The 13020-nt window shown below is 71.8% G+C and carries 11 protein-coding genes; 5 read left to right on the forward strand and 6 right to left on the reverse strand.

From position 1 onward, the window contains the following. Positions 1–202: 202 nt before the first annotated feature. Together QIY60_RS14935 and QIY60_RS14940 are read left to right on the forward strand one after the other, a co-directional pair. Positions 203–775 carry a heme-binding protein gene (locus QIY60_RS14935; protein ID WP_283142883.1) on the forward strand — a complete coding sequence of 191 codons (573 nt, stop codon included), beginning with the start codon at positions 203–205 and terminating at the stop codon, positions 773–775. Positions 776–932: 157 nt separating this feature from the next. Continuing rightward, positions 933–2324, forward strand: coding sequence for a M1 family metallopeptidase (locus tag QIY60_RS14940; RefSeq protein WP_283142884.1), 1392 nt, complete (start codon positions 933–935; stop codon positions 2322–2324). 19 nt (positions 2325–2343) lie between these two features. Here QIY60_RS14940 and QIY60_RS14945 read toward each other — a convergent pair whose 3' ends face one another. Together QIY60_RS14945 and QIY60_RS14950 are read right to left on the reverse strand one after the other, a co-directional pair. Then, positions 2344–3849 carry a M4 family metallopeptidase gene (locus tag QIY60_RS14945; protein ID WP_283145932.1) on the reverse strand — a complete coding sequence of 502 codons (1506 nt, stop codon included), beginning with the start codon at positions 3847–3849 and terminating at the stop codon, positions 2344–2346. 356 nt (positions 3850–4205) lie between these two features. After that, entirely contained in the window at positions 4206–4781 is a 576-nt protein-coding gene (locus QIY60_RS14950; protein ID WP_101388906.1) for a TerD family protein, read from the reverse strand. A gap of 182 nt (positions 4782–4963) precedes the next feature. Here QIY60_RS14950 and arfB point away from each other — a divergent pair, with 182 nt between their 5' ends. Continuing rightward, positions 4964–5398 (forward strand): alternative ribosome rescue aminoacyl-tRNA hydrolase ArfB, encoded by a 435-nt coding sequence (gene arfB / locus QIY60_RS14955; RefSeq protein ID WP_283145933.1) that lies wholly within the window; start codon positions 4964–4966, stop codon positions 5396–5398. Positions 5399–5716: 318 nt separating this feature from the next. Here the strand turns inward: arfB and QIY60_RS14960 are convergent, their stop codons facing one another. Then, on the reverse strand, positions 5717–6280 hold the full coding sequence (locus QIY60_RS14960) for a flavin reductase family protein (RefSeq protein ID WP_283145934.1): 564 nt from the start codon (positions 6278–6280) through the stop codon (positions 5717–5719). Between the two features lie 419 nt (positions 6281–6699). Here QIY60_RS14960 and cdgB point away from each other — a divergent pair, with 419 nt between their 5' ends. Further along, complete coding sequence (gene cdgB, locus QIY60_RS14965; protein ID WP_283142885.1) at positions 6700–8370, forward strand: diguanylate cyclase CdgB; 1671 nt, start codon at positions 6700–6702, stop codon at positions 8368–8370. Positions 8371–8499: 129 nt separating this feature from the next. After that, positions 8500–9507, forward strand: coding sequence for a CBM35 domain-containing protein (locus tag QIY60_RS14970; protein WP_283142886.1), 1008 nt, complete (start codon positions 8500–8502; stop codon positions 9505–9507). 115 nt (positions 9508–9622) lie between these two features. On the opposite strand, the gene QIY60_RS14975 is transcribed toward QIY60_RS14970, so the two are convergent. The 3 genes from QIY60_RS14975 to QIY60_RS14985 form a co-directional block, all read right to left on the reverse strand. Continuing rightward, positions 9623–10543, reverse strand: coding sequence for a 1-phosphofructokinase family hexose kinase (locus tag QIY60_RS14975; RefSeq protein WP_283142887.1), 921 nt, complete (start codon positions 10541–10543; stop codon positions 9623–9625). A gap of 80 nt (positions 10544–10623) precedes the next feature. Beyond that, positions 10624–11760 (reverse strand): N-acetylglucosamine-6-phosphate deacetylase, encoded by a 1137-nt coding sequence (nagA, locus tag QIY60_RS14980; RefSeq protein ID WP_283142888.1) that lies wholly within the window; start codon positions 11758–11760, stop codon positions 10624–10626. Further along, positions 11760–12743, reverse strand: coding sequence for an ROK family protein (locus tag QIY60_RS14985; protein WP_283142889.1), 984 nt, complete (start codon positions 12741–12743; stop codon positions 11760–11762). The genes nagA and QIY60_RS14985 overlap by 1 nt, the downstream gene beginning before the upstream one ends. Positions 12744–13020: the final 277 nt, after the last annotated feature.

The raw sequence follows: 13020 nt of genomic DNA on the forward strand, positions 1-13020 counted from the left end.
TTCCGACCCCGTCTGGTCCGCCTCGTCCGCCTCCACTGCCCGGCTCCTGACCTGCGCGTACGTACGTCTCCGTACTCATCCTCACCCGGTTCGGCCACCCCCGCATCAGCCGATCGGATGACGGGCGGGTCCGCCGGTCCGGGCGCGGGGAGCAGCCGGTGCGCCGACCGTACGGGGGCGCGGCCGGGCCCACGATCGAGTCATGGACACGAACACGCACCGCCCCACGGCCACCCGCCGCACCAAGAAGATCGTCATCGGCGCCGTCGCCGCGGCCGCCCTCGCCGCCGGCACCTTCGGCGCGGTCGGCGCCAGCGCGGCAGCCCCCGCCAAGCCCGCCGCCCAGCAGGCGGACGCCTCCCAGCGCAACCTCACCACCTCCACCCACCTCACCGTCGCCGCCGCGACCAAGGCCGCCACCGCCGCCCTGGACGCCGCCCGCAAGGAGAACCAGCGCGTCTCGGTCGCCGTCGTCGACCGCAACGGCAACACCGTGGTCACCCTGCGCGGCGACGGCGCGGGCCCGCAGTCGTACGAGTCGGCCGAGCGCAAGGCGTTCACCGCCGTCTCCTGGAACGCCACCACGTCCGTGCTGGCCGGCCGCCTCGCCCAGGCGCCCAACCTCAAGGACATCCCCGGCACCCTCTTCCTCGCGGGCGGCGCGCCCGTGCAGGCCCAGGGCGCCCCGATCGCGGGCATCGGCGTCGCCGGGGCCCCGAGCGGCGACCTCGACGAGAAGTTCGCCCAGGCGGGCGTGGCGGCGCTGGCGAAGTAGCGCCCGCGCCCGGGGTCCGGCCCCGCCGTGCCCCGGTGCGGCGGCGCCGGCCGAGCACCACCCGTGCCCGGGCGTGGCGGCCCCGGCGAAGCAGCCGTTTCCGGCCCCGCCCCCGCATCCCCACGCCTCCCGTGCGCCCCGCCCGTAGGATCGCCCTGTGGATCACCGCAGCGCGATACGCCGGCTCGTCCTCCCCTCGGCCGTCCTGCTCGCCCTCGGCGGCTGCACCGGCGGCGTCGAGGGCAAGCCGGGGGCGGCGGGGGTGCGGGACGGGCTCTTCCCCAAGCTGGGCAACGGCGGCTACGACGTCGAGCACTACAGCATCGCCCTCGACTACGACCCGGCCCTGGGCCACCTCACCGGCAGCGTCACCCTCGACGCCCGCGCCACCCGCGACCTCAGCGCCTTCAACCTCGACTTCGCGGGGATGGACGTGACCTCCGCGACGGTCGGCGGCGAGCGCGCGGACGCCAACCGGGCGGGCGACGAGCTGACCCTGCGCCCGGCGGACGACATCGAGAAGGGCGCCCGGTTCCGTACGAGCGTGGCCTACTCCGGGACCCCGAAGACCCTCACCGACCAGGACGACTCGCGCGAGGGCTGGCTGCGGACCGCCGACGGCGCGCTCGCGCTCGGCGAGCCCGCCGGGTCGATGGCGTGGTTCCCCTCCAACAACCACCCCGGCGACAAGGCCACGTACGACATGAAGATCACCGTGCCCGCCGGGCTGAAGGCGGTCTCCAACGGCGAGCTGAAGTCGACGGTCACGGCGGGCGGGCGCACCACCTTCACCTGGCACACCGGCGAGCCGATGGCGAGCTATCTGGCGACGGCGGCGATCGGCAAGTACGACGTCAAGGAATCCAGGACACCGTCAGGACTTCCTGTCTATACGGCAGTTGACCCGGCCGCACAGAAAGAGACCGCCGGTGTCGTGGCCCAGCTCCCGGAGATCGTCGAGTGGGCGAAGGAGAACTTCGGGCCGTACCCCTTCTCCTCCACGGGTGTGATCGTCGCCCCCGAGGGCTCCGCCGAGTACGCCCTGGAGACCCAGAACCGCCCGGTGATCCCCGCCGACCAGCTCGACACCGAGACCCTCGTCCACGAGCTCTCCCACCAGTGGTTCGGGGACTCGGTCACGCCGAAGCGGTGGAAGGACATGTGGCTCAACGAGGGCTTCGCGCAGTACGCGGAGTGGCTCTGGGGCGAGGACCACGGCGGCAGGTCGGCGCAGGCGCACTTCGACGAGGAGTACGCGAAGGCGGCCGACGCCGAACTCTGGGCGTTCCCGCCCGCCGAGCCGCCGTCGGCCGCCGAGATCTCGCACGATCCGGTCTACCAGCGCGGTGCGATGGTGGTCCACAAGATCCGCCGGGCCGTCGGGGACGACGCGTTCTACGACATCGTGCAGGGCTGGACGAAGGAGCACCGGCACGCGAACGCCTCCACCGAGGACTTCACCCGGTTCGTGGAGGAGGAGTCCGGCGAGGACCTGACGGATCTGTGGGACACCTGGCTCTACGGGGACGGCAAGCCCAAGTCCCCGTAGAGCCAAGTCACTTGGACGGTTACTTCACGTTGACGGCGGTCCAGGCCGCCGCCACCGTCTTGTACTCGGTGCTGCTCGCCCCGTACAGGTCGGCCGCGGCCTGCAGGGTCGTGGTGCGCGCCTTCGCGTAGTTGGTCGTCGACGTCATGTACGTGGACAGGGCCTTGTACCAGATCTTGTACGCCTTGGTCCGCCCGATGCCGGTGACCTTGGAGCCGTCGTACGTCGGGGAGTTGTAGCTGACGCCGTTGACGACCTTCGCGCCGCTGCCCTCGGACAGCAGGTAGAAGAAGTGGTTGGCGACGCCGGACGAGTAGTGCACGTCCTTGTTGCCGACCGTGCTCGACCAGTAGTCGGCCGACTGGCCGTCCTTGCTCGGCTTGTCCATGTACCGCAGCGGGGTGCCGTTGCCACGGATGTCGATCTTCTCGCCGATGAGGTAGTCACCGGGGTCGCTGGCGTTGTTCGCGAAGAACTCCACCGACGTGCCGAAGATGTCGCTGGTGCCCTCGTTGAGGCCGCCGGACTCCTTGCTGTAGTTGAGCTTGGCGGTGGCGGCGGTGAGGCCGTGGCTCATCTCGTGGCCCGCGACGTCGAGCGAGGTGAGCGGCTTGAGGTTGTTGGCGCCGTCGCCGTACGTCATGCAGAAGCAGCTGTCGTCCCAGAACGCGTTGACGTACGCGTTGCCGTAGTGGACGCGGGAGTACGCGGCCTTGCCGTCGCCGCGGATGCCGCTGCGGTTGAGCTCGGCCTTGTAGAAGTCCCAGGTCACGGCGGCGCCGTAGTGCGCGTCGACGCCGGCGGTCTCGCGGTTCTGCGGGGTGCCGTCGCCCCAGACGTCGGTGGCCTTGGTGAAGAGGGTGCCGGTGCCGGAGGAGCCGTGCTTGAGGTCGTACGTCTTGTGCCCGCCGCGGCCGGCGTCGGTCAGGCTGTACGTGGAGCCGGACTTGGTCGTCCCGAGGGTGACCTTGCCCGAGTACTCGCTGGTGCCGGTCCCGGTGTCGATGGCCTCGTACGAGTAGAGCTCGGCCCCGGTCGCGGCGTCGGTGATGACGTGGCGCTCGCTGGGGGTGCCGTCGTGCTGGGTCCCCTTGAGGACGGCCTCGTACGCCAGGACGGGCGTGCCGCCGGCGGCCCAGACGACCTTGCGGGCGTGGGCGGGTGCGGCCTTGAGCGAGACGCCGGAGGTGGCGACGGATATGCGGGCCTCGGTGCTCTTGCTGACGCCCTTCAGGCCGCCGTCCTTCTTGGCGTGGACGACGAGGTCGCCGCCGAGGACGGGCAGACCGTCGTACGTGCGCTCGTACCGCGTGTGGACGGTGCCGTCCACGTCCTTGATGACATCGCGTACGACGAGCGCCTCCTTGGCGCCGAGCCCGATCTGGCGGGCGGCGGCGGGGGCGGCGGCCTGGGCCTCCTGGAGGGCGCCGGCGCGCTCGGCCACACCGAGCACGCGGGCGCTCGCGCCCGCCTCGCGGTCGGCGGCCCCGGCACTGGTGCCGGACTGGACGCCGACGACGACCATGGCGGCGGTGGCGGCAAGAGCGGCGGCACGCAGGGAAGTTCTCACTGAGGGGTTCTCCTTCACTCGATCCGTTGCGCGGTGGGGGTGCGCGGTGGGGGGTGGTGCGAGTGGGTGGTGCCCGGGCATGTGGTGCGTGGGGTGAGCGTGCCAGCAGATGGCTACTTTTTGACAGGGTACCGACAACTATTTGACTGGAATGTGTCCGTCAGGGGGTGCGGGCTGTCCGATAAGCGATGCGAACCGGCCTGCGGGGCGGGCGAGTTGGCGCGAACCGGGGGGTGTGCTCGTGCGGGCACGCCGAAGCCCCCGGCGCTTGTGCGCCGGGGGCTTCGGGTGGGCTTGGCGGTGCCGGGGACTCAGACGTTGACGCCGAAGTCCTGGGCGATGCCGACCAGGCCCGAGGCGTAGCCCTGGCCGACCGCGCGGAACTTCCACTCCGCGCCGTTGCGGTACAGCTCGCCGAAGACCATCGCGGTCTCGGTGGCGGCGTCCTCGCTCAGGTCGTAGCGGGCGATCTCGGCGCCGCCGGCCTGGTTGATGATGCGGATGAACGCGTTGCGGACCTGGCCGAAGTTCTGCGAGCGGTTCTCCGCGTCGTAGATGGAGACCGGGAAGACGATCTTGTCGACGTCGGCGGGGAGGCCCGCCAGGTTGACGTTGATCTGCTCGTCGTCGCCCTCGCCCTGGCCCGTGACGTTGTCACCGGTGTGGACGATGGTCTGGTCCGGGGTCGACTTGTTGTTGAAGAAGACGAAGTGGGCGTCCGAGTAGACCTTGCCCGCCGGGTTGACCGCGATCGCGGAGGCGTCGAGGTCGAAGTCGGTGCCGGTGGTCGTGCGGACGTCCCAGCCGAGGCCCACCGTGACGGCGGTCAGGCCCGGGGCCTCCTTGGTGAGCGAGACGTTGCCGCCCTTGGACAGGCTTACAGCCATGGGAAGTCCCCTTCATCGTGATGTGCGGGCTACGGCCGTTCCCGAAGCTACCGTCACCCCTCATAACGTCGGCAGGGGAGGGCGGGTTCCAGTTCGCTTTACTTTCTTTGCCCGGGGTGTGAGCGGGGTGCGCAAACGGGTGTACGCAAAAGAGGGTGACGGCGTCCCTCGCGCAAGGGACCATGGAGCGCATGTCCGGGCCTTACTTCATCCGCGGCTCCGTCTCCCTTCCGGAGGCCGAGCTCATGTGGCGTTTCTCGCGGTCCTCCGGGCCCGGCGGGCAGCACGTCAACACCAGCGACTCGCAGGTGGAGCTCCGGTTCGACCTGGGCCGTACGGAGGCGCTGCCGGAGGTCTGGAAGGCGCGGGCGCTGGAGCGGCTGGCCTCGCGGCTGGTGGGCGGGGTCGTGACCGTACGGGCCTCCGAGCACCGGTCGCAGTGGCGGAACCGGGAGACGGCGGCGGTGCGGCTGGCCGCGCTGCTCGCGGAGGCGACGGCGCCGCCGCCGAAGCCGCGGCGGGCGACGAAGATCCCTCGCGGGATCAATGAGCGGCGGTTGCGGGAGAAGAAGGCGCGGGCGGAGACGAAGCGGGGTCGCGCGGGGCGCGACTGGTAGTGGGGCGAGGCGGTCGGGCTGCGCCCCGGTCCCCTTTTGTCTGCGGGCCGCATGTGGCCGGTCGCGCAGTTCCCCGCGCCCCTTCTGGGGCCGGATTTCGTCTGCGGACCGTGGTGGGTTGCTCGCGCAGTTCCCCGCGCCCCTTAAATGCCGCTGCGCGGCATCCGCTTCTAGGGGCGCGGGGAACTGCGCGACCAGCCCCCACCGGCCCGCAGACGAACGGAGCGGGGTGCAGGGGCCGCAGGCCCCGCCCGGGGAAACCCACCTTTCGCCCCCTCTCCCCCGGAGGGTTTAGGGAAGGGGCGGGGTGGGGCCCGCTCAGCCCAGTTGCCTGTACCGGCCCCGGAAATACGTCAGCGGGCCGCCCTCCGCACTGGGCAGCTCCACCCCCAGCACCCGCGCGATCACCAGCGTGTGGTCCCCCGCCTCCACCCGCTGCTCCGTCCGGCACTCCAGCGTCGAGAGAGCCCCACCCACCAGAGGGGCGCCGCTCAGCGGACCCCTCTTGTAGGGGATGTCGTCGAAGAGCAGGCGGTCGCTGATGCGGCCCTTCATCGCGAAGCGGCCCGCCACGTGGCGCTGGCTCTCCGAGAGGACCGAGACCGCCCACAGGGGCTGCTCGGCGAGCAGGTCGTCCATGCGGGAGCCGTTGCGTACGCTCACCAGGACCAGGGGCGGGTCGATGGAGACGGACAGGAACGCCGTGGCCGTCATGCCGACGTCCTCACCGCGCGGGCCGGCGTCCTCGTCGTGGGCGGTCACCAGCACCACCCCGCCCGCCAGCCGGGACATCGCGGCGCGGAATTCGTCATTGCTCACCCCCTCAGCATGGGGGTTCTGCGACGGCAGGGGCGGAAGAGCACGGAGAACGTCTGTCTGCAACACGCACAGAACGCTAGTCTCCGGGTCAACGCCGCACATCGGACCCTGGGACCAGAAAGGTCCTAGGACCGAGAACGAGTGGGTCCATCCGGCCGCACCGCGTACAGTGCAAACTCCGCCGCCCGGGCCACCCCCACTCCGCCCCAAAAAACCGGCATTAATGCCTGTTTGCATTCCGGAATTCTGCGGAGCGCTCCCACCCCCTGCGCGCCGCCTATCATCACCCCGTGTGACTTGAGTCACAGAGCGCAGTAATTGTTGACCCTGTGTACCGAGTGGGCAGCTCGCTGTGATTCAGTGACGGGGACGCTGCACGAAAAGCGCCCACGGGGAAGCCGTAAGCCGGGCCGGAAGCCGGAGAAGAAGCGCGCCGAATCAGGATCCTGGAGTTGCTGTCGAGGTCTCGGGGAGAGCGAGCAATGGAGACCGAGTCGGAGCCGTACGTCCGTCTTGCGACCCTGCGGCAGCTGCATCAGGTGGTCACCGACCTGAACACGGCCCGCAGCCTGGCGGACACGCTGCAGACCGTCGCCGACGGCGTCATCGCCGGGCTCGGCTATGAGCTGGCCTGCGTCAATCTCGTACGGCCCGACGGCGATCTCGTCGTCGCCGCCTTCGCCGGGAACGCCGCCGCCGAGGCTCTGATCACCGGCCGTGTCGGCTCCCGCGCCTCCTGGGAGCGGCGGCTCACCATGGGCGAGGGCTGGGGCGACCTGCGGTTCATCCCGCACACCGAGGGCTGGGTGCTCCTGGAGGACGACGTCCCGCAGTGGTACACCGAAGGGCCCGAGCCGCGCTTCGAGGACGAGTGGCACCCCCAGGACCGCCTCTACGCGCCGATGTACGCCTCGGGCGGCGGACGGGAGCTCCTCGGCGTCATTTCCGTCGACAAGCCGCGCAACGGGCGGCGCCCCGGCGCGTGGGGGCGCGAAGCGCTCCAGATGTACGCCTCCCAGTCCGCCATTGCGATCAGCAACGCCCGGCTTCGCGCAAACATGCAGCGCGCGCTCGTCCGCCTGGAGCGGGAGCAGCAGGCGCTGCGGGCCAGCGAGGAGAGCTTTCGGCAGGCCTTCGAGTACGCGCCGTCCGGCATGGCCATCGCCGAAATGGGCGGTGACCAGCACGGACGCCTGCTGCGCACCAATGACGCGCTCTGCCGGCTGCTCGGCAGGCCCGCCGCCGTGATGCGGCGCTACTCGTTCGCGGACCTCGTCCACCCCGAGGACATCGGGCTCCTGCTGCGCACCTCGGCCGAGGGCGGCCGCGCCGAGCTGCGGCTAGGGCGGCGCGACAACTCGTACGTCTGGGTATCGCTGCGCAACTCCGTCGTCGCCGATACCGCCGACGGTCCCCGTTTTCTGCTCACCCATGTCGAAGACATAGAGGAGCGCAAGCGGCACGAGCTCCAGCTCGCCCACCGCGCCTCGCACGACTCGCTCACCGGCCTGCCCAACAGCGCCGAGCTGCGCGCCCGGCTCTCCGCCCGGCTCTGTCAGCGGCCGTACGCGGTGGGCGCGAGCGCCGTGGAGGCGCTGGACGCGGCGTACGGAGCGGCGCACGACGGGCGCGGCGAGACTCCGGGCCACGCGGTCTGCGCCCCCGGCGGCTTCGACTTCGACCCGGTGCCGGGCGGCGGCCCCTTCGACCACCACGTGCACATGACCGCCCCCGAGGGCGACGTCGACGACGGCACCAAGGGGCTCGCGGTCCTCTTCTGCGACCTCGACGGCTTCAAGTCGATCAACGACCGGTTCGGCCACAACACCGGCGACGCCGTCCTCATCGAGGTCGCCCGTCGGCTCACCACCGGCGTACGGGACGGGGACACGGTCGCCCGGCTCGGCGGCGACGAGTTCGTCGTCCTCGCCGACGGCCTGGGCGCGGCCGACGCGGCCGACCTCGCGGTCCGGCTGCGCAACGCGATCATCCCGCCGATCCGGGTGGACGGCCGGGCGGTCCGGGTGGGGGCGAGTTTCGGCATCGGCTGGGCCAGCTGCGGGATGTCCGTCGAAGAGGTCCTGCGCTCCGCCGACCAGCGGATGTACATCGAGAAGCGGTCGCGCGCGAAGGTCCACCGGCGGGCCGGATAGGCGCTGCCCGCTCCCGTGCGCCCCGGCCGGTTCCCGGGCTCCGGGGCGAGGTCGCAGCCATGGTGTCAGTCGTTCGGGGTAGGCTCGGCCGGTCGGCGACGGCTGGCGAACAGTGAGGAGTGACCCCGGATGACGCCCGGCAACAACGGCGCGAGCACGCCCGAGGACGACGATCCGTTCGGCTATCTGTACGAGGACGGTCAGGCCTCCGGCGCCACCCCGCCCCGCTCCGGTGGCTACGGCTACCCGGGCCCGAGTGCCCCGCACCAGCCCGGCGTGCCCAGAACCTCGTACAACCAGGTGCGGACGGTCGGCGAGCGCCAGTACGGGCAGGTTCCGCAGCAGCAGTACGGCCAGCCGCCGCAGGCTCCTTACGGACAGCAGCCGCAGCAGTACGGGCAGCAGCAGTACGGGCAGCCCACCGCCCAGTACGCGGCGCCCGAGACCTACGGCGGCGCCCCCAACCGGCCCGGGCCCCCGGCCGACGGCGGCGGCGGGCGCGGCAGCCGTGGCCCCAACACCAAGGGCCTGCTGATCGGCGCGGTCGCGGTGGTCGCGGCGGTCGTCATCGGCATCGGCGTGGCGCTGCTCAGCAACGGCGACAGCAAGAAGGACGACGACGCGGGCAAGCCGGCGGGCGGCGGCTCCACGGGTACCTCGCAGCAGCCGTCGACCAAGCCCTCCGACTCCCCGTCCGCCCCGGTGGCGGAGCTCCCCAAGCAGGACGCGGCGACGCTGAAGCTGGGTGGGGGAGCGGTGCTGGCCAAGGACGTCAAGGGTGCGCAGGGTACGGATGGCGCGTACGTCAGTGGCTTCAACCAGCCCGGTGCGTCGCTGACGTGGCAGGCGGATCTGCCGTCGTCCGGTTCGTACTACCTGTACGTGCGGTTCGCCATCCCGGCGAAGGACGCGAACGCGACGGTGACGGTGAATGGCAAGCCGAACGCGCAGCCGATAGGTCTGAAGAACTTCAGGGGGTCGACCGACCCGAACCTGGAGAACAACTGGCAGTACACGTGGACCCAGGTCAACCTCAAGCAGGGGTCGAACACGATCAAGTTCTCCTGTGAGCAGGGGAATCAGTGCGATGCGGTGTTCGACTGGGTCGAGATCAGCAAGACGAAGAAGTCGTACTAGGCGCGTCTTTGGCTGCGGGCCGGTGGGGGCTGGTCGCGCAGTTCCCCGCGCCCCTGGGTAGTTAGGGGCGCGGGGAACTGCGCGCGCAACCCAGCACGGTCCGCAGACGACGTACTCAGTCCGGCAGGGCGCTCACCTGTACCCCGCCCTCCAACTCCTCGTACGCCTTGGCGTCGTACTCGCCCGCCACCGGCGCCAACACCGTCGCCGCCGACAGGGCCACCGCCCGCCTCAGCCGGGACGGCCACGGCAGGTCCTCCACCAGGGATGACAGCAGCGCCGCCACCGCCGAGTCGCCCGCGCCCGTGGGGTTGCCGCGGACCTGGGTCGGTGGGGTCGCCTGCCAGGTGCCGGACGGGGTGATCGCGAGCATGCCCTCGGGGCCGAGGGAGGCGACCACCGCGTGGGCGCCCCGGCGGCGGGCGTCGCGGGCCGCGCGCAGCGGTTCGCGGGAGCCGGTGAGGCGGGCCAGTTCGTCGGCGTTCGGCTTGATCAGGTCGGGGCGGGCGGCCAGACCGCGCCGCAGGGGCTCGCCGCTGGTGTCCAGGAGTACGGGGACGTTCGCCGCGCGGGCCCGGCGTACCAGGTCCGCGTACGCGCCGACCGGGACCCCGGGCGGCAGGCTGCCGCACAGCGCCACCGCGTCCGCCTGGCGCAGCAGCGGCTCGTACGCCGTGAGGAACGCCTCCCACTCGTCGGCCGTGATCTGCGGGCCCGGCTCGTTGAGCTGGGTGGTGTCGCCGGTGGCCGCGTCCACGACGGCGATCGTGCGGCGGGTGGTCCCGGCGACCGGGACCAGCGCGTCGACGGGCGCGAGCGGGGCGAGCAGTTCGCGCAGGACCGCGCCGGTGCGGCCGCCCGCGAAGCCCGTGACGACGCTCTCGTGGCCGAGCGCGGCCAGCACCCGGGCGACGTTGAGGCCCTTGCCGCCGGGGCGCTCGGTGACCTCGTCCACGCGGTGACTGGCGTGCGGGACGAGCTCCGGGACCCGGTAGGTGATGTCGAGTGCCGTGTTCAGCGTGACGGTCAGGATCACGAAGTGATCATGCCAAACGGACGGTGGCCGGCCCAGACCCCACAGCCCCGGAATCCGGCCACCGTCCCGTTACAGGGGGGCTAGGGCGCCACGATCCACTCGCCGTGCCGCATCACGCCCTTGAGCGCGAAGCGCTCGTCCAGGACCACCAGGTCCGCGTCCTTGCCCGGTTCGAGCGAGCCGACCTTGTCGTACACGCCGAGCAGCCGCGCAGGGTTGGCGCTGAGCGCGCGGACGGCGTCCTCGACGGAGAGGTTGTCGACGGTCACCGCGCGCCGGAAGGCGCGGTCCAGGGTGAGGGTCGAGCCCGCGATCGAGCCGCCCTCGACGAGCCGGGCGACGCCCTCCTTGACCTCGACCTCCAGCGGCCCGAGGTGGTAGAGCCCGTCCCCGAACCCGGCCGCGTCCATGGCGTCCGTGATGAACGCGACCCGGTCGGCGCCCTTGTGGTGGAAGGCGAGTTCGAGCGAGGCGGGGTGCAGGTGCGTGCCGTCGTTGATCAGCTCGACGGTGATCCGCTCGTCCTCCAGGAGGGCGGCGATCGGGCCGGGCGCGCGGTGGCCGAGCGCGGGCATCGCGTTGTAGAGGTGGGTGGCGACGGTGGCGCCCGCGTCGATCGCCTCGACGGTCTGCTCGTACGTGGCGTCGGTGTGGCCGATGGCGGCGATCACGCCGTGCTCGGCGAGCAGCCGTACGGAGTCCAGGCCGCCGGGGAGCTCGGTGGCGAGCGTGAACATCTTGGCGGTGCCCCGGGCCGCGTCCATCAGCTTGCGGACCTCGGCCGGGTCCGGGTGGCGCAGCAGGTCCTCGCTGTGGGCGCCCTTGCGGCACGGCGAGATGAACGGGCCCTCGAAGTGGATGCCCGCCAGGTCGCCCTGCTCGACCAGCTCGGAGAGCAGCCCGGCCCGCTGGGCCAGGAAGTCCATCTCGCCGGTGACGGTGGAGGCGACCATGGTGGTGGTGCCGTGCAGCCGGTGGGTGTGGACGCCCTTGAGGACGTCGTCGACCGTGCCGTTGGTGAAGGAGGCGCCGCCGCCGCCGTGCACGTGCATGTCGACGAAGCCGGGGACCACCCAGTGGCCGGTGAGGTCGACGCGCTCGGCGGCCTCGGGCGCGCTTCCGGCGATCTTCCCGCCGTCGACGATCACGCGTCCGTTCTCGACGACCCCGGTCGGCAGGACGACGCGGGCGCCGGAGAGAACCTTGCTGGTGGCCATCAGGCGGTTACCTCCGAGGAGTGGGGGGTGCCGGCGTCGGTGCCGGGAGGAGAGTCGGTGCCGGTGGTGTCGAGCAGGTCCCAGGCGAGCAGGCCCGCGCCCAGGCAGCCCGCCGTGTCGCCGAGGGCCGCCGGGACGATCGCGGGCAGTTTCTGGAAGGTGACGCGCTCCTCGACGGCCGCCCGCAGCGGTACGAACAAGGTTTCCCCCGCTTCGGCGAGTCCGCCACCGATGATCAGGGTGCGGGGGTCGAGCAGGGTGAGCGCGGTGACCAGGCCGTCCGCGAGCGCGTCGACGGCGTTCTGCCACACGGCACGCGCCGCCGGGTCGCCGGACTCGACGGCCTTGGCGCAGTCGGCCGCGTCCGCGTCCGCATCTCCGCTGGCCTCGGCCCACGCCTGGGTGACGGCGGAGGCGGAGGCCAGGCGCTCCAGGCAGCCGCGCTGGCCGCAGCCGCAGGGGATGCCGCCGGGGCGCACCACGATGTGGCCGATCTCGCCCGCGTAGCCGTGGGCGCCCGGCTCGATGCGGCCGTCGATGCCGATGGCCCCGGCGATGCCGGTGCCGAGCGGGATGAACAGGAAGCGGTCGGCGCCCCTGCCCGCGCCGATCCGGCCCTCGGCGAGGCCGCCGGTGCGCACGTCGTGGCCGAGGGCGACGGGCACGCCGTCGAGCCGCTCGCTCAGCAGCCGCCGCATGGGGACGTCGCGCCAGCCCAGGTTGGCCGCGTAGACCGCGATGCCGTTCTCGGCGTCGACGATGCCGGGCACGGCGACGCCGGCCGCCACGGCGCTCTCGCCGAGGTGCTCCTCGCCGTACGTCCGCAGCTCGGCGGCGAAGTCGAGGATGCTCTCGACGACGGCCTCGGGGCCGCGCTCGCGGCCGGTGGGCCTGCGCGCCTCGTACAGCAGGCCGCCGTCCACCCCGATGAGGGCGGCTTTCATCCCGGTGCCGCCCACATCCAGGGCGATGACGTGTCTCACGGGGGACAGTCTCGCGCGTTCACCCATGAAAGGTCTAGTCCACTCACCGGGTGACGGGTAAGCGTTTTCCCAAGTGCCGCCAGGATTACGGCCGTACGGGTGGGACGGCGGCGGCAGAAGTTGCGGAAGTGATACCCAACTGGTGTAGACCTCAGCCCCGGCCGCAAGGGAAGATCGCAGCTCATGTAGACAGGACGTTGCGAACAGGACGTTCACGGGGGACCGACTGGCGAACAACGAGGGTGGGACAGAGCACGTGCAGCAGCGGCGCTTCATC

Origin of the sequence: Streptomyces sp. BPTC-684, from assembly GCF_030028635.1 — a bacterium.
GTDB lineage: Bacteria > Actinomycetota > Actinomycetes > Streptomycetales > Streptomycetaceae > Streptomyces > Streptomyces noboritoensis.